The sequence below is a fragment of the Pseudomonas sp. MWU12-2029 genome (assembly GCF_023242425.1).
Classification (GTDB): Bacteria; Pseudomonadota; Gammaproteobacteria; order Pseudomonadales; family Pseudomonadaceae; genus Aquipseudomonas; species Aquipseudomonas kribbensis.
This window is the reverse complement of sequence record NZ_JALJDY010000002.1, coordinates 497,184-524,138: the sequence shown is the minus strand read 5'-3', so window position 1 is coordinate 524,138 and position 26,955 is coordinate 497,184. Positions and strand designations below refer to the sequence as shown.

The window sequence follows — 26,955 nt, the reverse complement described above, 5'->3', positions numbered from 1 at the left end:
TCAGTGCGAGGAGGTGTGTCGGTAGTGGGCGCCGGTGTGTTGCTGCGGCAGATGTGCTTCGCCGTGAAACAGTTTTTCCCGCAGGCTGCCGGTGTCGTAGGCGGTCTTGTACGAGCCGCGCCGTTGCAGTTCCGGAATCACCAGGTCGATGAAATCCACATAGCTTTCCGGGGTCACGATGCGGGTCAGGTTGAAGCCGTCGAGGCCGGTTTCGGCGATCCACGATTCCAGTTCATCCGCCACTTGCTGCGGCGAGCCGACCACGGTGATGTAGCGTCCGCCGAGGGCGTGCTGGTCGAGCAATTTGCGGCGGGTCCAGTCGTTGTTCTGCAGGTTTTTGGTGGCGGACTGGATCGCGTTGCTCTTCACGTACTGGATAGGCTCGTCGATTTCGTACTGTGAAAAATCGATCCCGGTGGACGCCGAAAAATGCGCCACGCCTGCTTCGGCGCTGGCGTAGCTGAGGTACTCGGCGTGTTTGGCCCAGGCCGCTTCCTCGGTCTCGCCGACGATCACATTGAGGCCCATGAACACCTTGATGTCTTCGGGATTGCGACCTGCCTCGACGGCGCTGGCGCGGACCTTGTCCACCTGCACTTTGGTCGACGGCTTGTTCTGACCGCTGATGAATACGCACTCGGCATGACGCCCGGCGAACAGCAGACCGCGATCCGAACTGCCAGCCTGGAACAGCACTGGCGTGCGCTGCGGTGACGGCTCGCACAGGTGATACCCCTCGACCTGATAGAACTCGCCCTTGTGCTCGACCTTGTGCACCTTGTCCGGCTGCGCGTAGATCCGCTGCTGTGGATCGTTGAGCACCGCACCGTTTTCCCAACTGCCTTCCCAGAGTTTGTAGAGCACTTCGAGGTACTCGTCGGCCTGGTCGTAACGCCGGTCGTGCTCGACCTGTTCGCTCAGGCCCATGGCCTTGGCGGCGCTGTCCAGATAACCGGTGACGATGTTCCAGCCCACCCTTCCACGGCTCAGGTGATCGAGGGTCGACATGCGCCGGGCGAACAGATACGGCGGCTCGTAGGTGAGGTTGGCGGTCAGACCGAAACCCAGGTTTTTCGTCACCGCGGACATCGCCGACACCAGCAACAGCGGATCGTTGACCGGCAGCTGGATCGACTCTTTCAGGGTGACGTCCACCGAGTTCTGGTAGACGTCGTACACGCCGACGATGTCGGCGATGAACAGCCCGTCGAACAGCCCGCGTTCCAGCAGTTGCGCCAGTTCGGTCCAGTACTCGATGGTCTTGTATTGGGTCGAGGTGTCCCGTGGATGCGTCCACAGCCCGTGGTTGATGTGGCCGATGCAGTTCATGTTGAACGCATTGAGCAGGATCTTTTTCTTGCTCATCAGATGGTCCCCCGCAGCGGAGGGTTTTCATCGTTGAGGTAGTAATTGCCCACCGCGTGATACTTCCAGCGCACCGGGTCGTGCAGGGTGTGCACCCGGGCGTTGCGCCAGTGGCGGTCGAGGCCGTGTTCGATCAGGGTGGCCTGGCTGCCGGCCAGTTCAAACAGCGTGCTGCCGGCGGCCAGGGAGATTTCGGTGCTGATCGCCCGTGCTTCGGCGACGGCAATCGAAGCTGCCGCAACGGTTTCGGTGTTGGTCTCGGCCTGAGCCGCGTCGAGGAATTCGCCGGCGCGCTCGAGCAGGGCTTCAGTGGCGTGCAGGCGGATGCTCAGGTGGCCGAAGCTCTTGAGGGTCAGCGGGTCTTCGGTGGCCTTGTCGTTGCCCGAGTCGATCCACGGCCGGGTCTTGCTGCGCACGAAGTGCAATGCATCTTCGTAGGCGGCGCGGGCGATGCCGGTGTCGATGGCGGCGTGAAGGATCTGCGCCAGCGGGCCGACGGTGGTCGGGCGCTCGAAAGCGCTCTGGAACGGGATGATATCTTCGGCGGTGACATACACATCTTCGAACACCACAGAGCCACTGCCGGTGGTGCGCTGGCCGAAGCCGCTCCAGTCGTCGATCACGGTCAGGCCTTTGCTGTCGCGCGGGACGAAGGCCAGTTGCTGCACACCATCTTCATCGACCACTGAGGTCGGAATGCGTTGGGCATAAATGGCGCCGGTCGCATAGAACTTGCGGCCGTTGATGCGCCAGCCGCTGCCGTCGCGTTTGAGGCTGGTGACTCGGTCATGGGCAGTCTTGGTGCCCAGTTCTGCCAAGGCGTTGCCGAAACGCTGACCGGCGAGGACTTCGGCGTACAGACGTTGTTTTTGCTCGTGGCTGCCATTCACCCGCAGCACTTCGAGGGCATAGAAATGGTTCTGTGGAATCTGCCCCAGCGAGCCATCGGCCCGGGCGATCAGGGCGATGACTTTGGCCAGAGTCACGTTGGACACGCCGGCGCCGCCGTACTCCTTGGGCACGCTGATACCCCACAGGCCGGAGCGGGAAAACACGTCGAGTTCCGGCAGCGGCAGGCGGCGTTCGCGGTCGCGCAGGTTGCTGTCGCGCTGGAAGTCTTCGGCCAGGTCGCTGGCGACGATCAGGGCTTGCTCGTCGCTGGTGATGACCGCGACGGGATGGGAAAGAGTCATGTGTTTCTCCAGAGATCTGGTCAAAAGTGTTCTGGTCGTCAGATCCAGGAATGGCGAGCCGGAAGTTTTCCGTTCAGGCGGTAAGCGCCGACCGCGTGGTATTTCCAGCGCACCGGGTCGTGCAGGGTGTGGACCCGGGCGTTGCGCCAGTGGCGGTCGAGGTTGAATTCGGCGAGGGTGGCGCGGCTGCCGGCCAGTTCGAAAAGCTTTTCGCTGGCCAGCAGCGAGATCTCGGTAGTCAGTACCTTGGCTTCGGCCACGGCAATCGAGGCGCGGGCGGCGGACTCGGCGGTCAGCGGTGCGGCGTGCACCTGATCGAGCACTTGCCCGGCCTTGCGCAGCAGCGCTTCGGCGGCGTGCAGTTCGATTTTCAGTTTGCCGATGTCGGCGATCACGTAGAGATCGTCGCTGGCCCGCTCGACTTTGGCGTCGATCCACGGCCGGGCACGGGTCTTGACGAATTCGATGGCGTCATCGATGGCGCCACGGGCGATGCCGGCGTCGATGGCCGCTTGAATCAGCTGCGAAACCGCGCCCTGGGTGTTGGGCTTTTCGTTGATCTTCCAGTTATCCACCACGAGGCCTGCATCGACCCGCACGTTGTGCAGCAGGATCGTGCCGCTGGCGGTGGTGCGCTGGCCGAAACCCGACCAGTCATCGACGATGCGCAATCCCGGCGTGCCGCGACGGACGAAAGCCAGGACTTGCCTGCCGTCGTCGTTGAGTGCCTTGACCGCCACCCAATGGGCGAAGAGGGCGCCGGTGGAATAGAACTTCTGGCCGTTGATCACGTAGTCATCGCCGTCGGCGGTGATACGCGCTTTCAGTTCCAGCGTGTCCTTGGTGCCGCGCTCCGGCCCGGCATTACCGATGCGCCAGCCTTCGAGCACGCTCTGCAGCAACTGCTGTTTCTGCTCTTCAGTGGCGCTGCCGAGGATCAGGTTGATGATGCCGAACTGGTTCTGCGGGATTTGTCCCAGCGCCGGGTCGGCCGCGGAAATGATCGCGAACACCTCGGCCAGGGTGACGAAGGAAACCTGCGGGCCGCCGTACTCGCGCGGGATGGCGATGCTGCCCAGGCCGCTGCGGGTGAACTGCTCAATCTCCGACCACGGCAGCTTGCGCTGGCGGTCGCGTTTGGCGGCCTGCACGCGGGCGACTTGCGCCAGCTCCTGTGCAGCCTTGATGGCTTGAGCGTCGTTGCGCAGCACTTGCGCGGGCAACAACAACGGGGCGATGTCCAGGTCACTCTGGACGTTTGCGTCTGCCAGACTGGACATCAGTGCCACTCCTTGGCTGCACGCAATGCCCTGGCGATCTGCACTGGGGTGATTGGGTTCCGGACCATGTTACCTACCTCACATCTCATGAAAAACGCCGCAAAAGTGCGGCGAACGAAAGAATGTCCGGTGGTCCGGTTCATATACCCTAAGCGCGTATAAAATTTAAATAAACTAACTTTTAGGAATATGTATAGACGATCGAAAGCTCACTTGGCTTTGCGCTCCGCAGCCATGGGTATTTGCCTCAAGGGCACTTTCAGATAAGGATTCACGCAGCCAATCTTCAGGGTGCGGGGCGGTGCCCAGCGCGAGTTGTTGCCGACCCGGTCGATGATGCAATAGGTCACGTCAAGCCGCAGGTCTTCGCCCGCTTCGACGATGACTGCCGGTGGCACCCAGACCTGGATTCCCTGGCCGACATCGGCTTGCGTGACAGGGGGCAGATCCATTCGTGCATCACCCCAGCGCAGGGTGATTTCGTCACCCTCGGCCATGTTCAGGTAAGGCTCGATGGTCAGCGGGACGCCGCGCTTGATCTGGCTCGGGTTGACCCCGCGCCGGCGGATGACGTCTGGAAGGCTGACCGGCAGCAAATACTGGTTTTCCTCTGCGCTGCCTGTTGCGAACTGCCCGCCCGGGCAGTCGAGCTTCACCTGGAACCGGGCGCCGGCCGACAGCGCCGGGTTTCTCCCGACCTGCATGACCCGATAGTGCACGCAGGGTGAACCGTTGACGATGAAGCTCTCCGGCACCCTGAGGCTGACCGTGCTTCCGATATCGCCGGCAGTGAGCACACGGGAAGCGACATAGCAGTCATCCCAGAACAGCTCGATCAGATCGCCGCTGTCCATATCGTCATAAGGTCCGATTTCGACCGACAGGTTGGCGGCCGCCATGAGGTTGATTCCAGCCCCGTGGGTTTGCTCCAGGGTCGGTGGTGGCAATAGCGGGATGTTTGAAATGCAGGTCATCGGTTTCTCTCCTTGAAGCCTTGCAGCGAAGTCCGTATCTGAAAGAACGAATGGCGTGAATTGATCGGCAATAAAACTTAGGAGTTGCGTACAAGTTTGAAAGTGTCTTGTTGAACTAGCGTGCGCTGGTTGACGACTAGATAAGAGTTCGCCGGAAGAGGTGTCAAGCGAGTGGTTTAGTTAATCCGTGAATTACGGATTAATCAGAAGGTTCCTACGTTGTTGTAGCAGTCGGACTAGGCAGGGAGCGGAAAGAGGCTACAGGTTTTCGCGGTTTTCAGCGTGTTTGACCGTGCGTTCTGGTGAGGGATGGAATCAGGTCGCGGCGAATTTTATGCGCGGGGAGTTGTTGCAGGACATATATATGTACTGCCTTTTCAAGGGTTGGGTAGTTTATGTTTTGAGAGTGATTTGTATATCGGGGAGAACACTACTTCCATCCATGGAAGTGAGTGAGGGTGCAGGCGAAGTTCTCAGCCGTTGTTGCGAAACTTGCTGAGAAACTGTCGTGTGCGTTCTTCTTTCGGATTGGCGAACAGCGCCTTGGCTTCACCTTGTTCGACGATCACGCCTTTATCGAAAAACACCACGCGGTTGGCCACGTCACGGGCAAATGCCATTTCGTGGGTCACGATAACCATGGTGCGTTTTTCTTCGGCCAGACCGCGAATGGTCGCCAGTACTTCGCCCACCAGTTCCGGGTCGAGGGCCGATGTCGGTTCGTCGAACAGGATCACTTCCGGCTCCATCGCCAGCGCCCGGGCAATCGCCACGCGCTGTTGCTGACCGCCGGACAGGCGCCGTGGGTAGGCGTCTTCCTTGCCCGCCAGGCCGACCTTGGCCAGCAGCTTCTTGCCCAGGGCGATGGCTTCGTCGCGAGGCGTCTTCTTGACCACGATCGGGCCTTCGATGACGTTCTCCAGAGCGGTGCGGTGGGGGAACAGGTTGAAGTTCTGGAACACGAAGCCCACGTGCTGGCGCAAGGTGCGCACCAGATTCTGCTGCTGGTTCAAGGGGCGGCCGGTATCGATTTCGATATCGCCGACCTTGATCCGGCCACTGGTGGGTTGTTCGAGGAAGTTCAGGCAGCGCAGGAACGTGGTCTTGCCCGAGCCGCTGGGGCCGATGATGGCCACGACCTCGCCTTCCTTCACTTCAAGATCGATGCCGTTGAGCACGACTTGACCCTTGAACTGTTTTGTCAGTTTTTCCACGACAATCATGGGGTCAGGACTCCTGGTCGTGCCGATTGACCCGCTCTTCCAGCTTGTTCTGGAAGTGCGACAGCACTGTGGCCAGAATCCAGTAGATCAGCGCGGCGGCAAGATACATGGTGAAGACTTCGAAAGTCCGGGCGGTAATCAGTTGTGCCTGACGGAACAGCTCCGGCACCTGAATGGTGGCGGCCAGTGCGGTGTCCTTGACCAGTGAAATGAAGCTGTTACCCAGCGGCGGCAACGCCGTGCGCATGGCTTGCGGCAGGATGGCCCGGCGCAGGGTCTGCGCGCGGGTCATGCCGATACTTGCAGCCGCTTCCCACTGACCGCGTTCGATCGAACCGATTGCGGCGCGCAGGATTTCACAGGCATAGGCAGCCATGTTCAGCGAGAAACCGATCAGGGCTGCCGGCAGTGGGTCGAGTTCCAGCCCCAGTTGCGGCAGGCCGTAATAGATCACGAACAGCTGCACCAGCAACGGCGTGCCGCGAAAGAACGACACGTAGATGCGGGCCAGCCAGCTGACCGATTTGAAACGCGACAGGCGCATCAGCGCCAGGCCAAAGCCCAGCAGCAGGCCGAAGAACATGCCGCCGAGGCTGAGGACTACCGTGTAGTACGCGCCCTTGAGCAGAAAGGGCGCGGAGTCCAGTGCGAGTTGGAAAGCTGCTTCCATTATTTAGTGACGTCAGCTTGGAAGTACTTTTCCGAGATCTTGGCCAGGGTCCCGTCGGCACGCAGCTCGTCGAGGGCCTTGTTCACGGCCGCCAGCAGCTCAGGCTCGCCTTTGCGCAGGGCAATACCGGATTCCTGGCGGGAGAACGCCTGACCGGCCGCTACGGTTTTCGGTGCTTTCTTGGCGTACTCGAGGGCGGCCAGACGGTCGATCAGAATCGCGTCGGTACGGCCGTTGTTCAGGTCGGCGAACTTGGTCGGATCATCGTCGTAGGTGCGCACGTCGGCACCCGGTACGTTGGCACGAACCCACTGCTCGTAGTTGGTGCCCAGGCCTACGCCGACTTTCTTGCCGGACAGGTCGGCGGCGGTCTTGATGTTCAGCGCAGCTTCCTTGTCCTTCAGCACCAGCGCCTGAATCCCGGAGATGGTGTAAGGCTCGGAGAAGTCATACTTCTTCTTGCGCTCGTCGGAGATGGTCACCTGGTTGACTACAACGTCCAGACGCTTGGATTCCAGCGCGGCGAGGATGCCGTCCCACTTGGTTGGCTGGATCTTGGCCTTCACGCCCAGCTTCTTGGCCAGGGCTTCGGACAGCTCGACTTCGAAGCCGGACAGTTTGCCGTCGGCATCGACGAAGCTGAACGGTGGGTAAGTGCCTTCCAGGCCGACGTTGATAACGCCTTTGTCCTTGATCTGTTGCAGTTGCTCACCGGCAACGGCGCTGCTGATCAGACCGGCGCTCAGCGCCAGGCCCAGCGAACCTACCAGCAGATTTCGACGTAGTGCGGAAAGAATCATGACAAGCCCCTGTGTTTTCTTATGGAAGACGCTTAAGGAAAGTTGGCGAATCCGGGAATTGGACGACAGCGCTATCCTGCCTTAAAGCAGCTTATGCGTCTCTCGCGATATTCGCCTGCGGCGAGACTATAAGACTGTTCTTTTAGAATGGAAAATAATGAATTTTCCGTTTGTTATTCATATGTGGAATATGTGTTTTTGTATTCCGAGCGTTCCCTGGCTCCGCGTTCGCCTTTCAAATGGGACGCGGAGCGTCCCGGGCTGCGTTCCCACGCAGAGCGTGGGAACGAGCGCTGCAGTACGCGCTTCGAACTACAGAAAGTCCTTGTAGGCAAACAACGCCGGGGCGCCGCCGGTGTGCAGGAAGATGATCGGGCCTTCGTCGAAACGCCCGCGACCGATGCCGTCTAGCAACCCGGCCATGGCTTTGCCGGTGTAGACCGGATCGAGCAGCACCGCGTCCTGGCTGGCCAGCAGCTTCACCGCCGCCAGGGTTCCGGCATTCGGCTCGCCATAACGCGGGCCGAAGTATTCGTCCCACAACTCGACCTTGAAATTCTCCGGCAACGCCACGCCCAACAGATCGGCAGTGCGTTCGGCCAGACCCTGAACTTTCGGGCGCTGATCTTCTTCGCTGCGCGATACCGTCACGCCGATCACCGGCAAGTGCGGCAGCACTTCGCTCAAGGCCAAGGCCATACCGCTGTGCGTGCCGGCGCTGCCCGAGGCGAGCACCACGGCGGAAAATTGCAGACCGGTGTCCTCGATCTGCTGCGCCAGTTCCAGGCCCGCCCGTACATAACCCAGTGCGCCGATGGCGTTGGAGCCACCGATCGGCACCAGATACGGCTTCTTGCCGTTGCTGCGCAGGCGTACGGCGAGGGCGGCCAGCTGTTCGTCGGCGTTGTCGAGGTTGTCGACCAGCTCTACCTTGGTGTCGAACAGGTCCAGCAGCAGGCGGTTGCCGTTGCCGGTGTAATTGGCGTCGTCGGTGCCCAGCGGGTTTTCCAGCAGGGCCACGCAGCCCAGGCCCAGTTTCGCGGCCAGCGCAGCGGTCTGGCGGACGTGGTTCGATTGCAGTGCGCCGGCGGTGATCAGGGTGTCCGCGCCTTGGGCGAGGGCATCGGCGGCGAGGTATTCGAGCTTGCGTAATTTGTTGCCGCCCATGGCCAGCGGCGTCAGGTCATCGCGCTTGATGTAGACATCGCGGCCGAGCCAGGTGGACAGGCGTTCGAGTTTTTCCAGTGGGGTCGGTTGGCCAAGCAGGTCGAGGCGGTTGAAGCGGTCCAGCTGTTGTTTGATCATGAGTCCGTACTGATGCAAGGGGATGTCAGGACTATAGGCACGCCGTTTTACCGGGGCAACCGTCAATCGCTTATAGCCAAATGTGCTTAGGCCAGCACTATCGGTTCTTAATTCGCCTCCGGGACGTTGCCGTAAAGTAGTGGCCGTTGACGCGGCCAGACAGTCCGGCCGCCCGTGAGGAGTCTTTACCGTGAGCGAGCGTTCCAGCCATTGGCAATTGCAGACCATCGTCAGCCAGCTGCGTACCGCGCGGGATCAGTGGCGGGCACAAAATGGCCGCGCCAGCGGCGAGCAGGGCGGGCGCGAATTGCCGTCCCGTGATGCGATGGCGCAGATTCTCGAGGCCCTGTGCGGGGCGTTGTTCCCGATGCGTCTGGGGCCGGTGGATCTGCGGGAAGAGAGCGAGGATTTTTACGTCGGCCACACCCTCGACGTTGCGTTGAATGCGTTGCTGGCCCAGGCGCGACTCGAACTGCGTTACGTCGCCCGCCACAGCGCCCGGGATGACAACGAAGTCGAAGCGCAGGCCATCAGGATCATTCAGGATTTCGCCCTCGCATTGCCAGGCCTGCGCAGCCTGCTCGACACCGATGTGCTGGCCGCGTATCACGGCGACCCGGCGGCGCGCAGCGTCGATGAAGTGCTGCTGTGCTATCCGGGGATTCTGGCGGTGATCCACCATCGTCTCGCGCACCATTTGTATCGCGCAGGCCTGCCGCTGCTGGCGCGGATCAGTTCGGAAATCGCCCACTCGGCGACCGGCATCGATATTCACCCGGGCGCGCAGATCGGCCGCAGTTTCTTCATCGACCACGGGACCGGCGTGGTGATCGGCGAGACCGCGATCATCGGCGAGCGCGTCAGGATCTACCAGGCAGTGACCTTGGGCGCCAAACGCTTCCCGGCGGACGAGGACGGCCAGTTGCAGAAGGGCCATCCACGGCATCCGATTGTCGAGGACGATGTGGTGATCTACGCCGGGGCGACGATTCTCGGGCGGATCACCATCGGCAAGGGTTCGACCATCGGCGGCAACGTGTGGCTGACTCGCAGCGTGCCGGCGGGGTGCAACCTGACCCAGGCCAATCTGCAGCATGATGACGGGACGCAGAAGTAGCCTTTGCATCTCCTTCGACTGATCTGGCCCCATCGCGAGCAGGCTAGCTCCCACAGTGAATCGCGTTCCAAATGTGGGAGCGAGCCTGCTCGCGATGGGCGTTCACACAAAACCGATAACTGAACGAATCCTTCCAAACCCACGTCATACCCCTCCCTGAGCCAGCGTACGAAAGGTACCGCTGAGCCCTGCGATTAGTCCTGAGCGTGCTATCCATGTTTAACTTGAACGTTCATTCAAGTTAAACCGGTAGCTCGCTGCCCGCTCACAACAGGAGGCTTGCCTTTGCTGAGTCCGATCATTTCAGCCATTTTCCAACCCCTTGAGGTGCACCGTTCATGAGTGCATCGTCCACCCCCGCCAGTGGTCTGGTACGCATGAATCCGCCGGTGTTCTGGTTCGCCGCGACGGTGATCCTGCTGTTCGGCCTGACCGTTATCGCCATGCCGGAACAGGCCGGTGCCTGGCTGCTTGAAGCGCAAAACTGGGCGGCCAATACGGTCGGCTGGTACTACATGCTCGCGATGACCCTGTATCTGGTCTTCGTGGTGGTCACCGCGTTATCGGGCTACGGCAAGATCAAACTCGGTGCCGACCACGACGAACCCGAATTCAGTTACCTGTCCTGGGCCGGCATGCTGTTCGCCGCCGGGATCAGCATCACGCTGTTTTTCTTCTGTGTCTCCGAACCGCTGACCCACATGCTCCAGCCGCCACAAGGCGAGGCCGGAACGGCGGAGGCGGCGCGTCAGGCGATGCAGATACTGTTTCTGCACTGGGGCCTGCACGGCTGGGGCGTGTTCGCCTTCGTCGGCATGGCGCTGGCGTATTTTGCGTATCGACACAACCTGCCGCTGGCCCTGCGCTCTGCGCTGTACCCGCTGATCGGCAAACGCATCAACGGGCCCATCGGCTACGCGGTGGATGGCTTCGGCATCATCGCCACGGTGTTCGGCCTCGGCGCGGACATGGGCTTTGGCGTGCTCCACCTCAATTCCGGTCTGGACTACCTGTTCGGCATCGCCCACACCCAGTGGATTCAGGTGGGTTTGATCACGCTGATGATGGGCGCAGCGATCATCGTCGCCGTCTCCGGTGTGGATAAGGGCGTGCGGGTCATGTCCGACATCAACATGCTGCTGGCCTGTGCGCTGCTGCTGTTCGTGTTGTTCGCCGGCCCCACCCAGCATTTGCTCAACACCCTGATCCAGAATCTCGGCGATTACCTTGGCGCGTTGCCGACGAAGAGTTTCGACCTCTACGCCTACGACAAACCGAGCGACTGGCTCGGTGGCTGGACGGTGTTCTACTGGGCCTGGTGGATTGCATGGTCGCCGTTCGTGGGCCTGTTCATCGCACGGATTTCCCGTGGCCGGACCATCCGCGAATTCGTCTTCGGCGTGCTGCTGATCCCGCTCGGTTTCACCCTGGCGTGGATGTCGATCTTCGGCAACAGCGCCATCGATCAGGTGCTCAACCACGGCATGTCGGCACTGGGCATGTCGGCTCTCGACAACCCGTCGATGACCCTTTACCTGCTGCTGGAAACCTACCCGTGGAGCAAAACTGTCATCGCGGTGACGGTGTTCATCAGCTTCGTGTTCTTCGTCACCTCCGCCGACTCCGGCACCGTAGTGCTCTCGACCCTGTCGGCCAAGGGCGGCAACCCGGATGAAGACGGGCCGAAATGGCTGCGGGTGTTCTGGGGCGCGATGACCGCGCTGATCACCAGTGCGCTGCTGTTCTCCGGCAGCATCGATGCGCTGAAGTCAGCGGTGGTACTGACCTCGCTGCCGTTCTCGCTGATTCTGCTGCTGATGATGTGGGGGCTGCACAAGGCGTTCTATCTGGAGTCGCAGAAGCAGATTGCGCAACTGCATTCGCTGGCGCCGGTCTCCGGTTCGCGACGTGGCAAGGGTGGCTGGCGCCAGCGCCTGAGTCAGGCCGTGCACTTCCCGTCGCGGGACGAGGTGTACCGCTTCATGGACACCACGGTGAAACCGGCCATCGAAGAAGTAACGGCGGTATTCGTCGAGAAGGGTCTGAACGTCGTTACGCAACCCGATCCGGCCCACGACAGCGTCAGCCTGGAAATCGGACACGGCGAGCTGCATCCGTTCATCTATCAAGTGCAGATGCGCGGCTACTTCACGCCGTCGTTCGCCCGCGGCGGCATGGGCTCCAAGCAGCTCAACAACCGTCGCTACTACCGCGCTGAAGTGCATCTGAGCGAAGGCAGTCAGGACTACGATCTGGTCGGTTACACCAAAGAGCAGATCATCAACGACATCCTCGACCAGTACGAACGGCACATGCAGTTCCTGCATCTCGTGCGTTGATCGGAGCAGGGCGCCGGGACGGTTTCAGGTCTCGGCGCTGAGCACCATGAACAACACCATCGCCGCGATCGGCACCCCGAACACGGCGCTGCCGATCGCAATCTCCGACCCCAGCGGTTGCCCGGCATGCACCACGCCGACCGCGCCATTGATCACCGTCAGCGCCAGCCACAACGCCGCGAAACCGTAGGCCATGGTCTGGCGACTGAAGCCGATGCGCTCGCCGATGTAGAGCATCAGCGCCAGCAGGATCAGGCCGAAGAAGATGATGATTGCGGTGTGCATGGATGTGCCTGCGGGATGTGCGGTGTTTGATCGGACGCTTTCGCGGGCAAGCCCGCTCCCACAGGTTCTGTGTTGCGTACAAAATCTGTGGACGACGGAGAACCCTGTGGGAGCGGGCTTGCCCGCGAAGGCGCCACCTCGGTTTCATTTAGAGCATAGTCAATCCAGCCCACGCCACATTCGTCAGGTACTTTCCCGCTCAATCACGGTGCATTGCATCAGATTAAGTCGCTGCACCTCATCGCACGGCAACACGCCCAGACTTTCCAGCACCCGCGTCGCCGCCAGTACGCCGATCTCCAGCGCCGGCGGTTTGATCGTGCTCAGGCTCGGCAGCAGCATCTCGGCGAACGGGTAGTCGCCGAAACCGAGGACGGCGCAGTCTTCCGGGATCTTGAGGCCGGCGCGTTGCCCGGCGAGCAGGCCGCCGGCGGCGAGGTTGTCGTTGGCGAAGAAGATGGCGTCGGGGCGCGGCGAGGCGTTCATCAGCGCTTCCATCGCTTGCTTGCCGGCCTCGAACGGGGCGCAATCGGCGTCCGGTGCGAATACCCACGGTTCCAGGCCCAGCTCGCGAACCGTTGCGGCGTAACCGTCGCGACGCTCCAGCGCACTGAAGTCGCCGGGGGCGCTGTTCTGCACGAAGGCGATTCGCCGATAGCCTTTGCCGTGCAGATAACGGGCGGCGCTGACTCCCACTTCAAAGTGCGAAAAGCCGATCTGCATCGGCTCGCGATCCGGTTGGTAATCCCAGGTTTCGATCACAGGAATATCCGCTTCGGCCAGCATCTTTTCCGTGCCCGCGCTGTGGAAGTGACTGGTCACTACCAGCGCTGCTGGCGACCAGCCAAGAAAGGCCCGCACCGCGTTTTCTTCCTGCTCAGTGCTGAAGTAACTCGATGCCAGAAGAAGCTGATAGCCGTGGCGGCTGAGGGTGTCGCTGAAGCCCTGAATGGTGTTGGCGAAGATCGGCCCGGAGATGTTCGGGATCACCATGCCGACGATTTTTCCCCGCGCCGAAGCGAGGCCGCCGGCCACCAGATTCGGTACATAACCCAGCTCGGCAACCACCGCCGCGATCCGTTCGCGGCGTTCGGGCGAGACCTGTTCCGGCTGGTTGAAGTAGCGCGACACGGTGATTGCCGAAACACCGGCCTGGCGCGCCACCGCGTTGAGGGTCACGCGACCGGCGCCACGGCGTTTGCGGGGCTTTTCTTCGCTCAAGGCTCGATCCTTCTTAAAAACCAAAACGCATATAAAAGTAATTTTTCAGTATTGGACGCTCTATGCCGGGCTTGCCAATACTGGCGATGTTAGCGCTAACAAAACGTATTGTCTGCTACTCGCTCGAGCGAATGCCCAAGACACCGAGACAGGCGCTGTCGTCGCAGAACGGCAGCGGTTCAGGGCAACTTTTCGAGCGGGCAAACATGCACAACATTCCTGGGGCGATACACAAACTGGCGCAATCGATCCGCGCTGCGGGCTGGCTACTCACCGGGCTGGCCGCGCTGCCGCTACCCGCTGCGTTCGCCGCCGACAGCAGCGATCAGGAGCCGACACTCAAATCCGTCACGGTCACCGCCACCCGCCGCGAAGAGTCGCTGCAAAAGGTCCCGGTGGCGGTGTCGGTGATCGACGGCGAGCAACTGGAGCGCGACAACCGCAACAGCGTGGCGAGCATCGTCCAGCAAGTGCCGTCGCTGAATTTCCGCACTGGCGCATCGAACAAGGACACCTCGCTGTTCGTGCGTGGCGTGGGGACGATTTCCACCTCGCCGGGCGTCGAGCCGACGGTGGCCACGGTGATCGATGGCGTGGTCTACGCCCGTCCCGGTCAGTCGACTCTGGATCTGCTGGATCTGGAACGCGTCGAAGTCTTGCGCGGTCCGCAAGGCACGTTGTTCGGCAAGAACGCCTCGGCCGGCGTGCTGAATATCACCAGTAAGGCGCCGACCACCGAGACCCACGGTTACATCGATCAGTCGTACTACAGCGGCAACGAAAGCCGCACCCGTTTCGGCATCGGCGGCAGCCTGATTCCGGACACGCTCAAGGGTTCGATCAGCACCTTGTTCGGCACTTACGACGGCAACGTCGATAACAAGCACAACGATCAGGAGGTCAATGGCTACAACCATCGCGGCGTGCGCGGAAAGCTGGAATTCACCCCGAACGACGACGTCACCTTCACGCTGATCGCCGACTACATGCAGTCCCACGATGACGGCCCCAATGGCGTCGTGACCAAGTCGCTGACTCCGGCGTTCACCAATGCACTGAGCCCGGTCAGCGCCACCAGTCACAACCGCGATATCAACACCGACACCCGCACCCACGTCGAAGACACCAACAAGGGCCTGTCCGGCCAGCTCGACTGGCAACTCGGCGATTACACCCTGACTTCGATCACCGCGTGGCGCGGCTGGGACAACACCCAGTATCAGGACGGCGACCGTCTCGGCACGGTAACGGCGGCGTTCCCCGGCACGGCGGACAAGGGCAACCTGGCGTTCGACCAGTACTCGCAGGAGCTGCGTCTGGCGTCGCCGAAAGGCGGGTTCCTCGAATACGTCGGCGGCCTGTTCTACATGCACGGCAAGGATGACGAGACCTATCAGCGCACTTTGACCACCACCACGCGGACTGACCATGGCGTCGCCGACTACAGCACCACCAGCGACAGCTACGCGGTGTTCGGCGAAAGCACGCTGAATTTCACCTCGGACTTCCGAGGCATCGCCGGCCTGCGCTACACCCACGACGATCTCGAATACGATCACCGTCGCGTCTCCACTTCCGCCACTACTGTCAGCGGTATTCAACCGGCTACCAGTAGTTCCGGTTCGGTGGACGAGGACGGCTGGTCCGGCCGGCTTGGTCTGCAGTACGACCTGAGCGATACCGTCACCACCTACCTGACCTACTCGCGCGGCTACAAAGGCCCGGCCTACAACGTGTTCTTCAACATGCAGCCGCGCGACACCGAAGCTTTGAAACCGGAAACCTCCAACACCTGGGAGGCGGGGATCAAGGCCTCAAGCTGGAACAATCGCCTGACTACCAACCTCGCGGTTTTCCACAGTGACTACGACAACTATCAGGCGAACTTTTTTGACACCGTCGCCGGGCAAGTGGTGACGCGCCTGATCAACGCCGGCAGCGTCAGCACCGAAGGCGTGGAACTCGACTACGCCCTGCAGGCGACCCAGCAACTGAAGGTCTCCGGCGCACTGGCCTACACCCGCGCCCGCATCGATCAGTTCGCCTGCCCGGCGGGCGCGGCGGCGTCGTGCAACGTCAACGGCAAGCCGCTGCCGTTCAGCCCGGACTGGAAAAGCTACGTGCGTGCTGACTACACCATTCCGCTGGAGAACGGCCTGGATATCGAACTCGGCACCGACTACAGCTGGCAGAGCGAAGTGCAGTACGACATCAGCCAGAACACCGACACCAAACAAGGCGCCTACGGCCTCTGGAACGCCAGTGTCGCCCTGGCCGATTACACCAACGGTTGGCGCGTGGCATTGCTCGGCAAGAACCTCACAGACAAGTCGTATTCGCCGTTGCTCGCCAGCGGTGGCAATTACATCTACCGCGCCGTGCCTCGCGACGACGAGCGCTACTTCGGCGTGCAACTGCGCAAGGATTTCTGAGATGAGCAGACAGCTGAAACTCGGCGCGTTCCTCATGGCCACCGGGCACCACGTTGCTGCGTGGCGTCATCCGGACGTACCGGCCAACGCCGGGCTGGATTTCGCCCATTACAAACGCCTGGCGCAGACTGCCGAAGCGGCGAAGTTCGACACCTTGTTCGTCGCCGACAGCGTTGCCGCGCCGACTCACGAGATCGCCAGCCGCATGGCCCGTTCGGATCACTTCGAGCCGCTGACCTTGCTCTCGGCCTTGAGCGCGGTGACCGAGCACATCGGCCTGATCGCCACCGCCACCACCAGCTACAACGAGCCGTACCACGTGGCGCGTAAATTCGCGTCCCTCGATCACCTGTCCGGCGGGCGAGCGGGGTGGAATCTGGTGACCTCGGACAACGCCGCCGAAGCGCAGAATTTTGGCCGAGACGAACACATCGGCCATGCCGAACGCTACAGCCGCGCCCGGGAATTTCATCAAGTGGTGACCGGGCTCTGGGACAGTTGGCAGGACGATGCCTTCCTCCGCGACAAGGCCAGCGGCGCCTATTACGACCCGGAAAAACTGCACGTGCTGGATCACGTCGGCGAGCACTTCCGGGTCAAAGGCCCGCTGAATGTCGCGCGTTCGCCACAGGGTCAGCCGGTGATCGTGCAGGCCGGCTCATCGGAAACCGGGCGTGAACTGGCGGCGCAGACGGCCGAGGTGGTGTTCACCGCGCAGACCTCGCTGGCCAGCGCCCAGGCGTTCTACGCCGACCTCAAGGGGCGCTTGCCGAAGTACGGACGGAGTGCCGATTCGCTGAAAATCATGCCCGGCGTGTTTGTCGTGGTCGGACAGACGGAAGCCGAAGCGCAGGAAAAATGTGAAACGTTTCAGCAATTGGTCGAACCCGAGGTTGGCGTCGCTCTGCTTGGGCGTATGCTGGGCAACTTCGATCTGTCGAAGTACCCGCTGGACGGGCCGCTGCCGGAATTGCCGCTGACTGATAGCGGCCAGCAGAGCCGACAGAAACTGCTGACCGAACTGGCTGGCCGCGAGCATCTGACCCTGGCCGAACTGGGTCGCAGAATCGCTGGCGGTCGCGGGCATTACAGCGTTGTCGGTACGCCGGCGCAGATTGCCGACCGTTTGCAGGAATGGTTCGAGCAAGGCGCGGCGGACGGCTTCAACGTGCTGGTGCCGCACCTGCCCGGCGGGCTCGAAGACTTCGCCAATGGCGTGGTCCCGGAACTGCAACGGCGCGGGCTGTTCAGAACCGAATACGAGGGCCGGACCTTGCGCCAGAACCTTGGCCTCGCCCGACCCGCCAATCGCTTTGCGTAGCAATCGACACCCATTTCAAGACCGACAAGAGAGGATTCGATGACTTACACCGCTGCCGAAAACCGCTATGACTCCATCCCTTACCGCCGCGTCGGACGCAGCGGTCTGGTATTGCCGGCGCTGTCCCTGGGCCTGTGGCACAACTTCGGCGACAGCACGCCGATCGACACCCAGCGCGCGTTGCTGCGCACAGCGTTCGATCTGGGGATCAACCACTTCGACCTGGCCAACAACTACGGCCCGCCCTACGGCAGCGCCGAGACCAATTTCGGCCGCCTGCTGCGCGAAGACTTCAAGCAGTATCGCGATGAACTGATCATCTCCAGCAAGGCCGGTTGGGACATGTGGCCCGGCCCTTACGGCCAGGGCGGCGGCTCGCGCAAATACGTGCTGGCCAGCCTCGACCAGAGCCTGCAACGCCTCGGTCTGGACTATGTGGATATCTTTTATTCGCACCGCTTCGACCCGGACACCCCGCTGGAAGAAACCGCCAGCGCCCTCGCCACGGCGGTGCAGCAGGGCAAGGCGTTGTACATCGGTATCTCGTCGTACTCCGGGGTAAAAACCCGCGAAATCGCCGCGCTGCTCAAAGAGTGGAAAGTGCCGCTGTTGATTCACCAACCGGCCTACAACCTGCTCAACCGTTGGGTGGAAAAGGACCTGCTCGACACCACCGACGAACTCGGCACCGGCGTGATTGCGTTCACCCCGCTGGCGCAAGGTCTGCTGACTGACAAATACCTCAACGGCGTGCCGGCGGATGCGCGAGTCAATCGTCCGGGGGGTGGTTCGTTGCAGGCTTCGCATTTGTCCGAGGCCAACATCGCTCATGTGCGGGCGTTGAACGAGATCGCCAAGCGTCGTGGGCAGAGCCTGGCGCAACTGGCGTTGGCGTGGACGCTGCGGGATCCGCGAGTGACCTCGGCGCTGATCGGTGCGAGCCGACCGGAGCAGATTGTCGAGAACGTCGGGGCGTTGAAGAATTTGAATTTCAGTGCGGAAGAGTTGGCGGAGATTGACCGGTTTGCCCAGGAGGGCGGGATCAATCTTTGGGAGAAGCCTTCGACGGCTGAATAACTACAAGCTGATCGTTCCCACGCAGAGCGTGGGAACGATCAGTTGTTCAGCGGAAAAACGGCACATCCCCCAACACCGTCGCCCGCTGCATCACCCGCCGCGCCGGACGGTAATCATCCACCGCGTAATGCTGCGTTACGCGGTTGTCCCAGAACGCGATGTCATCTTTCTGCCAGCGCCAGCGAATGGTGAATTCCGGCCGCGTCGCGTGGGCGAACAAGAACTTCAGCAGCGCTTCACTCTCGGTTTCCGACAACTCATTGATCTTCGACGTGAAGCCTTCGTTGACGAACAGCGAGCGGCGCCCGCTCACCGGGTGCGTGCGAATCACTGGATGCGACAGCGGTGGATTCTTGCGCCGTGCCTCTTCCCACTGCGCCAGTGCTTCCGGCGTGTTGCCGTAACGCTCCAGCGGAAACGAGCGGGTGAAGTCGTGAGTCGCGGTCAGCCCTTCGAGCAGCGCTTTCATCGGCGCCGACAGCGCCTCATACGCGGCAATCCCGCTGGCCCACAACGTGTCGCCACCGAACTCCGGCAACAGCTTGGCGCTGAGCACCGCGCCCATGGCCGGGGTTGGCAGGAAGGTCACGTCGGTGTGCCAGATCGCGTTGTCGCGCACGTCGGTGACGGCGGTGTCGAGGATCAGCACTTCCGGTTGTTCCGGCACGTTCGGGTAGATCGGGTGAATGTGCAGGTCGCCGAAATAGTGGGCGAAGCGCGCCTGTTGCGACGGCTCGATCGGCTGATTGCGGAAGAACAGTACCTGGTATTTGAGCAGCGCCTGCTCGATGGCATCGCGCTGTTCCAGGATCAGCGGCTGGCTGATGTCGACGCCGCTGATCTGTGCGCCGAGGGCCGAGCTTAAAGGGGTGATGTTCAGGCTGCTCATGGTGGTTCTCTTCAATTCCGGGGCCCCGAAACTGTCGGGGTAGTCAGTGCTGAAAAATCAGTGGGCCTGGCCGTGCCACGGCACCAGTTTGCGTTGCAGGGCGCGCAGGCCCATTTCCATGGCGAAGGCGATCAGGGCGATGACCAGAATTCCCAGCACCACCACATCGGTGACCAGGAACTGCGCGGCCGACTGCACCATGAAGCCCAGGCCACTGGTGGCCGCGATCAATTCGGCGGCGACCAGAGTCGACCAGCCGACACCCAGACCGATGCGCACACCGGTCAGAATGTCCGGCAGGGCGCTGGGCAAAATCACGTGGCGAATCAGTTGCGCGCGAGTGGCCCCCAGCGACTGCGCGGCGCGCAGTTTGGCCGGGTCGACGGTGCGCACGCCGGTGGCGGTGGCAATCGCGATCGGGGCGAAAATCGCCAGGTAGATCAGCAGCACTTTCGACAATTCGCCGATACCGCACCAGATCACGATCAGCGGCAGATAGGCGAGTGGCGGAATAGGGCGGTAGAACTCGATCAGCGGATCCAGCACGCCACGGGCGATGCGGTTGGCGCCGATGGCAATGCCCACCGGCACGGCGGTCAAAATGGCGAAACCGAGGCCCAGACCGATGCGGCTGAGGCTCGCGCCCAGGTGCTGCCACAACGTCGAATCCATGTAGCCCGTGGTCGCCAGCAACCAGCCTTTTTGCAGCACGGCGGACGGTGGCGGCAGGAACAGCGGTTCGATCAGGCCGGTGGCCGTTACGGCCCACCAGATCACCAGCAACGCGAACAGGGTCAGCAGGCTGATCCAGCGGGTGCTGAGGCTGCGGCGCACGGGGATCACCACCGACGTGGCGGCGGGTTTCACTGCGGTGGCGGAAACGTCATAACTGCTCATGCGCGCTCCTGCCGCTGAACGGCGCTGCGTTGCGAAAACACTTTGGCGAGCACGTGTTCGCGGGTTTCGATGAAGCGCGGATCGGACTTGATCGCCCGCGCTGATTCACCGGCGGCGTAACGCTTGCCGAAATCCAGGTGCAGGCGCTCGACGATCTGCCCCGGATTCGGCGCCAGCAGAATCAGGTCGGTGGCGAGGAACACCGCTTCTTCAATGTCGTGGGTAATCAGGAATACCGGTTTGGCGGTGCGTTGCCAGACTTGCAGCAACAGCTCCTGCATCTGTTCGCGGGTGAAGGCGTCGAGGGCGCCGAAGGGTTCGTCCATCAGCAAAACGCGCGGGTCGGCGGCTAGAGCGCGGGCCAGGCCGACACGTTGCTTCTGGCCGCCGGAGAGCTGCCAGATGCGACGCTTTTCAAAACCGGAGAGATCGACCAGCGCGAGCATTTCCCGGGCGCGCTGTTCGCGTTTGTCCTTGGCCACACCTGCCAGCTCAAGGCCGAAGGCGACGTTGGCCAGCACGTCCTGCCAGGGCAGCAGGGCGTCGTCCTGGAATACCACGCCGCGCTCGGCGCTCGGGCCTTTGACCGGCACACCGTCGAGGGTGATACGCCCGGCGCTCGGTTCGACGAAACCGGCAATCAGGTTCAACAGCGAAGTCTTGCCACTGCCGGACGGGCCGAGAGCCACCAGCAATTGCTGGGGCCCCAGGGTCAGAGAGATATCCGCCAGTACCGGTTCCGGGCTGCCGGGATACTGTGCGCTGATGCGCTCCAGCTGTAGCAAGGCCATCGCAATTAACTCCCGATCAGTTGGTGATGTACTTGGCGCTGACGTACGGCGCGTAGTCCGGCAGTACCGCTTCGACCTTGCCTTGCTCCTTGAGGAACGCAGCGGTGTCGGTGATGGCTTTGGTGGTCGGCGCGCCGAGGTCACTGACCTGATCCGCCGCCAGCGGGTAGACGTTGCCCTGCAGCAGCAATGGAATGTCGCTGGCCTTGGCGCCGGACAGTTTCACCAGTTTGTCGACGTTGCTCTGATTGGCCAGCCAGGCTTTCGGATCCTTGCGGTAGTCGGCGTAGGCGTCGAGGGTGACCTTGGCGAACGCGGTGACGATTTCCGGATGCTTCTCGGCGAAGTCTTTGCGCACGATCCAGGCGTCGAAGGTCGGCGCGCCGAACTTGGCCAGCTCGCCGGAAGTGATCAGCACTTTGCCGTTTTCCTTGGCCACACCCAGCGCCGGATCCCAAACGTAGGTGGCATCGATGTCACCGCGCTTCCACGCGGCAATGATTGCCGGCGGGGCGAGATTGAGGACAGTGACTTTCGAAGGGTCGATGTTCCAGTGTTTCAGCGCGGCCAGCAGGCTGTAGTGACCGGTGGACACGAACGGCACGGCGATTTTCTTGCCGACCAGGTCCTGCGGCGTCTTGATGCCGGAGCCGTCGCGGGCGACCAGCGCTTCGGCGGCGCCGATCTGGGTGGCGATGAGGAAGGTTTCTACCGGGACTTTGCGGGTGACGGCTGCGGTCAGCGGGCTGGAACCGAGATAGCCGATCTGCACGTCGCCGGAAGCGATGGCCGAGATGACGTCCGCGCCGTTGTCGAACTTGCGCCAGCTGATGTCGGCCTTGGTGGCTTTTTCATAGGCGCCGTCGGCCTGGGCGACTTTCGCCGGGTCAACGGTGGTCTGGTAGGCGACGGTGAGGTCGGCGGCCTGGGCCAGGAAACTCGCAGCAGCCAGAGAGGCCACGGCCAGCAGGCGAAGCGGGACATTCAGTTTCATTGAAGAGCTCCATATCAGGCGACCGAGCGTCGGCGTGAAAGGAGACTAAATGATCTAAGAAACTAAAAATAAATAACTTTTTAGACTTAGCTTATGAGCGGAAAAATCTAAGGGAAGGCAGAGCAGATCGTTCCCACGCTCTGCGTGGGAACGATCAAAGATCACGGATGGAAGCGATCAGTTGCTGATCGCCAGAATGCTCGCCTGATACGACCCGACAAACACGTCGAAATCGCCCACCTCGTTCTGCTCCAGCTCAGCCTGTTGCGCCAGTGACGAGCGCGCCAGTTCTTCAAACTTCGCCTGTTCGTCAGCCGCCAACGGTTCGCTGCGGAAGAACTCGGCGTGGGCCTGGCTCTGGCGCAGGGAGAATTGCGCGAAGCTTTCCTTGTGCTCGGCCATGGCTGCCAGCACCTGGGCCGATGGCGTCAGGGACGAATCCTTGACCTTGGCCAGTTGCGCGTCGAGGGCCTTGCTGTGGGCATCGCCGCCATGGCTTTGATCCAGCAACGCCGCCAGCGGAGCGATTTTTTCCAGCAGCTCCGCTGCCCATTCCTTCATGTCGACCGGTTGGCCGTCGCGCTGCAATTGCAGGCCCGGACGGCGACCTTCCTTGACCACGCTGAGGAAGTTCGACGTGGCGTTGCCGCAGCTGATGTTGGTCAGCAGCGGGCTGTCGTTCAGCGCGCAGTACAGCAGGAACGCGTCGAGGAAGCGCGATTCGGTCAGATCGATGCCCATGGGCAGGAACGGGTTGATGTCCAGGCAGCGCACTTCGACGTACTGGATGCCACGGGCCATCAAGGCCTGGATCGGCCGCTCGCCGGTGTAAGTCACGCGTTTCGGGCGGATGTTCGAGTAGTACTCGTTTTCGATCTGCAGGATGTTGGTATTCAGTTGCACCCACTCGCCATCCTGGTGCGTTCCGACTTCGACGTACGGCGCGTATGGCGTGGCCACCGCCTTGCGCAGGCTGTCGGTGTAGCTCGCCAGGTCGTTGTAGCACGGCGTCAGGCCGGCCTGGGCGTTGCTCTGGTAACCGAGGTCGCTCATGCGCAAGCTGGTGGCGTAAGGCAGGTACAGGGTGTCCGGATCCAGTTGTTCCAGCTGATGCGAACGACCGCGCAGGAACCCCGCGTCCAGCGCCGGCGAAGCACCGAACAGGTACATCAGCAGCCAACTGTAGCGACGGAAGTTGCGGATCAGCGCGATATAGGACGACGACTGGAAATCCCGGTCGGTGCCAACGAAGCCTTCGGCTTCTTTCAGCAGCGGCCAGAGTTTTTCCGGCAGAGAGAAGTTGTAGTGAATCCCGGCGATGCACTGCATGGTCTTGCCGTAACGCAGGGCCAGGCCCTTGCGGTAGACGTACTTCAGCTGACCGATGTTGGAGGTGCCGTAATAGGCGATCGGGATGTCTTCCTCGGCCGGCAACGGGCACGGCATCGATGGACTCCACAGATACTCGTTGCCGAGCTTGCTGTAGGCGAAGCGATGAATCTTGTCCAGGCTCGCCAGCGTGTCGGCCGGATCGGGCAGGGCAGGCGTGATGAATTCCAGCAGCGACTCGGAATAGTCGGTGGTGATTTGTTCGTTGGTCAGCGCGGAACCCAGGCTTTCAGGGTGCGGCGTTTGCGCCAGTCGACCCTCGCCGGTCACGCGCAGGCATTCACGTTCGATGCCGTGCAGGCACTGTTCGAGCAGAGAGAGGTTGGCGCGCTCACCGAGCAGAGCCAGGCGGCGGTTGAGAAGTTCGCTCAATTTGGATTCCTTCACGCGTCAGTCGCCCCAATATGGGGGTGGGCAGGACGGTCTACAAGGGTGAAGTTGAAACTGGCGTTTTCGCCTGGTTTTCGGGCCATGAAAGCCCCATTGCAAACGCCAACTTCAGTCCCTGAATCTGGCAGACGCGGGCGAGGAAAACTCCGACGCTGCGATCACAGCGCCGAAATTAACTCAAATCGATGACGAGTAGCTACAGGACAGCGAACGTGCCTTGCGCTTTTGCGACCAGTTTGTCGCCCTGCATCACGTCGGCTTCGACCACCAGCGTGCGCCGGCCCGGGTGGATCACCCGCGCCGTGCACATCACCTCGCCTTCGGAGACGGCGCGGATGTAGTTGATCTTGCACTCGATGGTCGCGCTCTGCTGGTCAAAGCCGTGGGTACTGGAACAGGCCAGCCCCATGGCGATATCGACCAGACTGAACAGCGCGCCGCCGTGCAGCTTGCCGCCGCGGTTGCGCAGTTCCGGTTCCAGCACCAGGGCGACTTGCGCCACCCCGGTTTCCAGGCTGTGCAGGCGGCAGCCCAACAGCTTGAAAAACGCGCTCTCGACGAGCCCGGCCGGAATCTCCATCAGCGTTTCTTCAACTGCTTGGCGTTGGCGAACAGCGAGGCCATCGCGTTATTGGCTGGAGCCGCCGGGGTGCTTTCCTTGCGTGGAGCCGAACCCTGCGACTGGCGTGGTGCCGAGCCCGGACGCGAGCCACGGGCGCCGTCGATTTTCTCGCCCGGCGTGTCGCTCATGCGCATCGACAGGCCGACGCGTTTGCGCGGGATGTCGACTTCCATGACCTTCACTTTCACCACGTCACCGGCTTTCACTGCTTCGCGCGGATCCTTGATGAATTTCTCCGACAGCGCCGAAATGTGCACCAGACCGTCCTGATGCACACCGATGTCGACGAATGCGCCGAACGCGGTCACGTTGGTCACCACGCCTTCGAGGATCATCCCCAGTTGCAGGTCCTTCAGGTCCTCGACGCCTTCCTGGAACTCGGCGGTCTTGAACTCCGGACGCGGGTCGCGGCCCGGTTTCTCCAGTTCCTGCAGGATGTCGGTGACGGTGGGCAGACCGAAGGTCTCGTCGGTGAATTTCTTCGGATCCAGACGCTTGAGGAACGAGGCGTCGCCGATCAACGAGCGGATGTCGCGGTCGGTTTCAGCGGCGATGCGCTGCACCAGCGGATAGGCTTCCGGGTGAACGGCCGAGGAATCCAGCGGGTTGTCGCCGTTCATCACGCGCAGGAAGCCGGCGGCCTGTTCGAAGGTTTTCTCGCCCAGACGTGCGACTTTCTTCAGCGCGGCACGGGTCTTGAACGCGCCGTGCTCGTCACGGTGAGTCACGATGTTCTGCGCCAGGGTCGCGTTGAGGCCGGAGATCCGCGCCAGCAGCGCCACGGACGCGGTGTTCACGTCCACGCCCACGGCGTTCACGCAGTCCTCGACCACGGCGTCCAGGCCGCGCGCCAGTTTCAGCTGCGACACGTCGTGCTGGTACTGGCCGACACCGATGGATTTCGGATCGATCTTCACCAGCTCGGCCAGTGGATCCTGCAAGCGACGGGCAATGGACACGGCGCCACGGATCGACACGTCGAGATCCGGGAATTCCTTGGCCGCCAGTTCCGATGCCGAATACACCGATGCGCCGGCTTCGGAGACCATGACCTTGGTCATTTTCATCGCTGGATATTTTTTGATCAGCTCGATGGCCAGTTTGTCGGTCTCACGGCTGGCGGTGCCGTTGCCGATGGCGATCAGGTCAACCGAGTGCTTGGCGCACAGGGCGGCCAGGATGGCGATGGTCTGATCCCACTTGTTGTGCGGCACGTGCGGGTAAACCGTGGCGTGATCCAGCAGCTTGCCGGTGGAGTCGACCACGGCAACCTTGCAGCCGGTACGCAGGCCCGGGTCGAGGCCCAGGGTGGCGCGGGGGCCGGCCGGAGCGGCCAGTAGCAGGTCGTGCAGGTTGTGGGCGAACACGTTGATCGCTTCGGTTTCGGCACCGTCGCGCAGCTCGCCCAGCAGATCGGTTTCCAGGTGGGTGTAGAGCTTGACCTTCCAGGTCCAGCGCACCACTTCACCCAGCCATTTGTCGGCCGGACGGTTCTGGTTCTGGATGCCGACGTGCTGGCCGATCATGCCTTCGCACGGGTGCAGGGTGCCCGGCAGTTCTTCACCGACTTTCAGCGCGGAGCTGAGAATGCCTTCGTTGCGGCCACGGAAAATCGCCAGCGCGCGGTGCGACGGCATGCTTTTCAGTGGTTCGTCGTGTTCGAAGTAATCGCGGAACTTGGCGCCTTCCTCTTCCTTGCCGGCGATCACGCGGGCGCTGAGGGTGGCTTCCTGCTTCAAATAGTTGCGCAGTTTGTCCAGCAGGTTGGCGTCTTCGGCGAAGCGCTCCATGAGGATGTACTTGGCGCCTTCCAGGGCAGCCTTGGCGTCGGCCACGCCTTTTTCGGCGTCGATGAAGCGTGCGGCTTCGGTTTCCGGGGCCAGGCTCGGGTCGTTGAACAGACCGTCGGCCAGTTCGCCGAGGCCGGCTTCCAGGGCGATCTGGCCCTTGGTGCGGCGCTTCTGCTTGTACGGCAGGTACAAGTCTTCGAGGCGGGTCTTGGTGTCGGCGAGTTTGATTTCGCGCTCCAGCTCAGGGGTGAGTTTGCCCTGCTCCTGGATGCTGGAAAGGATGCTGATGCGCCGTTCGTCGAGTTCTCGCAGGTAGCGCAGACGCTCTTCCAGATGACGCAGCTGAGTGTCATCGAGACTGCCGGTCACTTCTTTCCGGTAACGGGCGATGAAGGGAACGGTAGAGCCTTCATCGAGTAGCGCGACGGCCGCTTCGACCTGTTGCGGGCGTACGCCGAGTTCCTCGGCGATGCGGCTGTTGATGCTGTCCATAAAACCACCTGACAAATTGTGAAAGCAGGCTCGCAGGCGCATAAATAAGGGCCCGGAGTCTGGTGGGGCGGCCTGACGCTTGCCGCTGCCTGGGTCAAA

General features: G+C 61.9%; 22 protein-coding genes. 5 read left to right on the top strand and 17 right to left on the bottom strand.

What is annotated here, in order from left to right:
* The 8 genes from M5B44_RS07285 to M5B44_RS07250 all read right to left on the bottom strand — a co-directional run bounded on the left by M5B44_RS07285 (position 1) and on the right by M5B44_RS07250 (position 8,810).
* Positions 1-1,365, bottom strand: a complete 1,365-nt coding sequence (locus tag M5B44_RS07285; protein ID WP_248738678.1) for an LLM class flavin-dependent oxidoreductase — start codon at positions 1,363-1,365, stop codon at positions 1-3.
* Positions 1,365-2,558, bottom strand: a complete 1,194-nt coding sequence (locus M5B44_RS07280; protein WP_248738677.1) for an SfnB family sulfur acquisition oxidoreductase — start codon at positions 2,556-2,558, stop codon at positions 1,365-1,367. Before M5B44_RS07280 ends, M5B44_RS07285 begins: the two co-directional genes overlap by 1 nt.
* Positions 2,559-2,596: 38 nt before the next feature.
* Positions 2,597-3,838, bottom strand: coding sequence for an SfnB family sulfur acquisition oxidoreductase (locus M5B44_RS07275; protein WP_248738676.1), 1,242 nt, complete (start codon positions 3,836-3,838; stop codon positions 2,597-2,599).
* 209 nt (positions 3,839-4,047) lie between these two features.
* Positions 4,048-4,812, bottom strand: coding sequence for a hypothetical protein (locus M5B44_RS07270; RefSeq protein ID WP_248738675.1), 765 nt, complete (start codon positions 4,810-4,812; stop codon positions 4,048-4,050).
* Between the two features lie 473 nt (positions 4,813-5,285).
* On the bottom strand, positions 5,286-6,035 hold the full coding sequence (gene tcyN / locus M5B44_RS07265; RefSeq protein WP_085712691.1) for an L-cystine ABC transporter ATP-binding protein TcyN: 750 nt from the start codon (positions 6,033-6,035) through the stop codon (positions 5,286-5,288).
* 4 nt (positions 6,036-6,039) lie between these two features.
* Positions 6,040-6,705 (bottom strand): cystine ABC transporter permease, encoded by a 666-nt coding sequence (gene tcyL / locus M5B44_RS07260; RefSeq protein ID WP_114881003.1) that lies wholly within the window; start codon positions 6,703-6,705, stop codon positions 6,040-6,042.
* Entirely contained in the window at positions 6,705-7,505 is an 801-nt protein-coding gene (tcyJ, locus tag M5B44_RS07255) for a cystine ABC transporter substrate-binding protein (RefSeq protein ID WP_085712693.1), read from the bottom strand. The genes tcyL and tcyJ overlap by 1 nt, the downstream gene beginning before the upstream one ends.
* Positions 7,506-7,817: 312 nt before the next feature.
* Positions 7,818-8,810: a D-cysteine desulfhydrase gene (locus tag M5B44_RS07250; RefSeq protein ID WP_248738674.1), complete on the bottom strand. Its 993-nt coding sequence runs from the start codon at positions 8,808-8,810 to the stop codon at positions 7,818-7,820.
* A gap of 190 nt (positions 8,811-9,000) precedes the next feature.
* On the opposite strand from M5B44_RS07250, the gene epsC reads away from it, so the two are divergent.
* Both epsC and betT read left to right on the top strand, forming a co-directional pair.
* Positions 9,001-9,927 (top strand): serine O-acetyltransferase EpsC, encoded by a 927-nt coding sequence (epsC, locus tag M5B44_RS07245; protein WP_248738673.1) that lies wholly within the window; start codon positions 9,001-9,003, stop codon positions 9,925-9,927.
* 377 nt (positions 9,928-10,304) lie between these two features.
* On the top strand, positions 10,305-12,266 hold the full coding sequence (gene betT, locus M5B44_RS07240) for a choline transporter BetT (RefSeq protein WP_167443790.1): 1,962 nt from the start codon (positions 10,305-10,307) through the stop codon (positions 12,264-12,266).
* A gap of 24 nt (positions 12,267-12,290) precedes the next feature.
* Here betT and M5B44_RS07235 read toward each other — a convergent pair whose 3' ends face one another.
* Complete coding sequence (locus M5B44_RS07235) at positions 12,291-12,551, bottom strand: hypothetical protein (protein WP_114881008.1); 261 nt, start codon at positions 12,549-12,551, stop codon at positions 12,291-12,293.
* 183 nt (positions 12,552-12,734) lie between these two features.
* Positions 12,735-13,772, bottom strand: coding sequence for a LacI family DNA-binding transcriptional regulator (locus M5B44_RS07230; RefSeq protein WP_248738672.1), 1,038 nt, complete (start codon positions 13,770-13,772; stop codon positions 12,735-12,737).
* Positions 13,773-13,978: 206 nt separating this feature from the next.
* Here M5B44_RS07230 and M5B44_RS07225 point away from each other — a divergent pair, with 206 nt between their 5' ends.
* The 3 genes from M5B44_RS07225 to mgrA are packed head-to-tail and all read left to right on the top strand — an operon-like array spanning position 13,979 to position 18,602.
* On the top strand, positions 13,979-16,204 hold the full coding sequence (locus M5B44_RS07225; RefSeq protein WP_248738671.1) for a TonB-dependent receptor: 2,226 nt from the start codon (positions 13,979-13,981) through the stop codon (positions 16,202-16,204).
* 1 nt (position 16,205) lies between these two features.
* A complete protein-coding gene (locus M5B44_RS07220) occupies positions 16,206-17,525 on the top strand; it encodes an LLM class flavin-dependent oxidoreductase (protein ID WP_248738670.1) in 1,320 nt (439 codons plus the stop codon).
* Positions 17,526-17,564: 39 nt separating this feature from the next.
* On the top strand, positions 17,565-18,602 hold the full coding sequence (mgrA, locus tag M5B44_RS07215; protein WP_248738669.1) for an L-glyceraldehyde 3-phosphate reductase: 1,038 nt from the start codon (positions 17,565-17,567) through the stop codon (positions 18,600-18,602).
* Positions 18,603-18,648: 46 nt separating this feature from the next.
* Here the strand turns inward: mgrA and tauD are convergent, their stop codons facing one another.
* The 7 genes from tauD to M5B44_RS07180 form a co-directional block, all read right to left on the bottom strand.
* On the bottom strand, positions 18,649-19,491 hold the full coding sequence (tauD, locus tag M5B44_RS07210) for a taurine dioxygenase (RefSeq protein WP_248738668.1): 843 nt from the start codon (positions 19,489-19,491) through the stop codon (positions 18,649-18,651).
* A gap of 57 nt (positions 19,492-19,548) precedes the next feature.
* Complete coding sequence (gene tauC, locus M5B44_RS07205; RefSeq protein WP_064382739.1) at positions 19,549-20,388, bottom strand: taurine ABC transporter permease TauC; 840 nt, start codon at positions 20,386-20,388, stop codon at positions 19,549-19,551.
* Positions 20,385-21,179 (bottom strand): taurine ABC transporter ATP-binding subunit, encoded by a 795-nt coding sequence (gene tauB / locus M5B44_RS07200; RefSeq protein WP_248738667.1) that lies wholly within the window; start codon positions 21,177-21,179, stop codon positions 20,385-20,387. The genes tauC and tauB overlap by 4 nt, the downstream gene beginning before the upstream one ends.
* A 16-nt stretch (positions 21,180-21,195) precedes the next feature.
* The gene (tauA, locus tag M5B44_RS07195) at positions 21,196-22,173 is read right to left on the bottom strand and encodes a taurine ABC transporter substrate-binding protein (RefSeq protein WP_248738666.1); all 978 of its coding nucleotides are present in this window, start codon (positions 22,171-22,173) and stop codon (positions 21,196-21,198) included.
* A gap of 177 nt (positions 22,174-22,350) precedes the next feature.
* Positions 22,351-23,934, bottom strand: coding sequence for a glutamate--cysteine ligase (gene gshA / locus M5B44_RS07190; RefSeq protein ID WP_085712708.1), 1,584 nt, complete (start codon positions 23,932-23,934; stop codon positions 22,351-22,353).
* A gap of 214 nt (positions 23,935-24,148) precedes the next feature.
* Positions 24,149-24,532, bottom strand: a complete 384-nt coding sequence (locus M5B44_RS07185; RefSeq protein WP_085712709.1) for a PaaI family thioesterase — start codon at positions 24,530-24,532, stop codon at positions 24,149-24,151.
* Complete coding sequence (locus M5B44_RS07180; RefSeq protein WP_248738665.1) at positions 24,532-26,856, bottom strand: Tex family protein; 2,325 nt, start codon at positions 26,854-26,856, stop codon at positions 24,532-24,534. The genes M5B44_RS07185 and M5B44_RS07180 overlap by 1 nt, the downstream gene beginning before the upstream one ends.
* Positions 26,857-26,955: the final 99 nt, after the last annotated feature.

What these genes read in the sequence shown, in the direction of transcription:
- M5B44_RS07285 (WP_248738678.1), bottom strand. Translation starts at nt 1,365, where the DNA reads ATGAGCAAGAAAAAGATCCTGCTCAATGCGTTCAACATGAACTGCATC.
- M5B44_RS07280 (WP_248738677.1), bottom strand. Translation starts at nt 2,558, where the DNA reads ATGACTCTTTCCCATCCCGTCGCGGTCATCACCAGCGACGAGCAAGCC.
- M5B44_RS07275 (WP_248738676.1), bottom strand. Translation starts at nt 3,838, where the DNA reads ATGTCCAGTCTGGCAGACGCAAACGTCCAGAGTGACCTGGACATCGCC.
- M5B44_RS07270 (WP_248738675.1), bottom strand. Translation starts at nt 4,812, where the DNA reads ATGACCTGCATTTCAAACATCCCGCTATTGCCACCACCGACCCTGGAG.
- tcyN (WP_085712691.1), bottom strand. Translation starts at nt 6,035, where the DNA reads ATGATTGTCGTGGAAAAACTGACAAAACAGTTCAAGGGTCAAGTCGTG.
- tcyL (WP_114881003.1), bottom strand. Translation starts at nt 6,705, where the DNA reads ATGGAAGCAGCTTTCCAACTCGCACTGGACTCCGCGCCCTTTCTGCTC.
- tcyJ (WP_085712693.1), bottom strand. Translation starts at nt 7,505, where the DNA reads ATGATTCTTTCCGCACTACGTCGAAATCTGCTGGTAGGTTCGCTGGGC.
- M5B44_RS07250 (WP_248738674.1), bottom strand. Translation starts at nt 8,810, where the DNA reads ATGATCAAACAACAGCTGGACCGCTTCAACCGCCTCGACCTGCTTGGC.
- betT (WP_167443790.1), top strand. Translation starts at nt 10,305, where the DNA reads ATGAATCCGCCGGTGTTCTGGTTCGCCGCGACGGTGATCCTGCTGTTC.
- M5B44_RS07235 (WP_114881008.1), bottom strand. Translation starts at nt 12,551, where the DNA reads ATGCACACCGCAATCATCATCTTCTTCGGCCTGATCCTGCTGGCGCTG.
- M5B44_RS07225 (WP_248738671.1), top strand. Translation starts at nt 13,979, where the DNA reads ATGCACAACATTCCTGGGGCGATACACAAACTGGCGCAATCGATCCGC.
- M5B44_RS07220 (WP_248738670.1), top strand. Translation starts at nt 16,206, where the DNA reads ATGAGCAGACAGCTGAAACTCGGCGCGTTCCTCATGGCCACCGGGCAC.
- mgrA (WP_248738669.1), top strand. Translation starts at nt 17,565, where the DNA reads ATGACTTACACCGCTGCCGAAAACCGCTATGACTCCATCCCTTACCGC.
- tauD (WP_248738668.1), bottom strand. Translation starts at nt 19,491, where the DNA reads ATGAGCAGCCTGAACATCACCCCTTTAAGCTCGGCCCTCGGCGCACAG.
- tauC (WP_064382739.1), bottom strand. Translation starts at nt 20,388, where the DNA reads ATGAGCAGTTATGACGTTTCCGCCACCGCAGTGAAACCCGCCGCCACG.
- tauB (WP_248738667.1), bottom strand. Translation starts at nt 21,179, where the DNA reads ATGGCCTTGCTACAGCTGGAGCGCATCAGCGCACAGTATCCCGGCAGC.
- tauA (WP_248738666.1), bottom strand. Translation starts at nt 22,173, where the DNA reads ATGAAACTGAATGTCCCGCTTCGCCTGCTGGCCGTGGCCTCTCTGGCT.
- M5B44_RS07185 (WP_085712709.1), bottom strand. Translation starts at nt 24,532, where the DNA reads ATGGAGATTCCGGCCGGGCTCGTCGAGAGCGCGTTTTTCAAGCTGTTG.
- M5B44_RS07180 (WP_248738665.1), bottom strand. Translation starts at nt 26,856, where the DNA reads ATGGACAGCATCAACAGCCGCATCGCCGAGGAACTCGGCGTACGCCCG.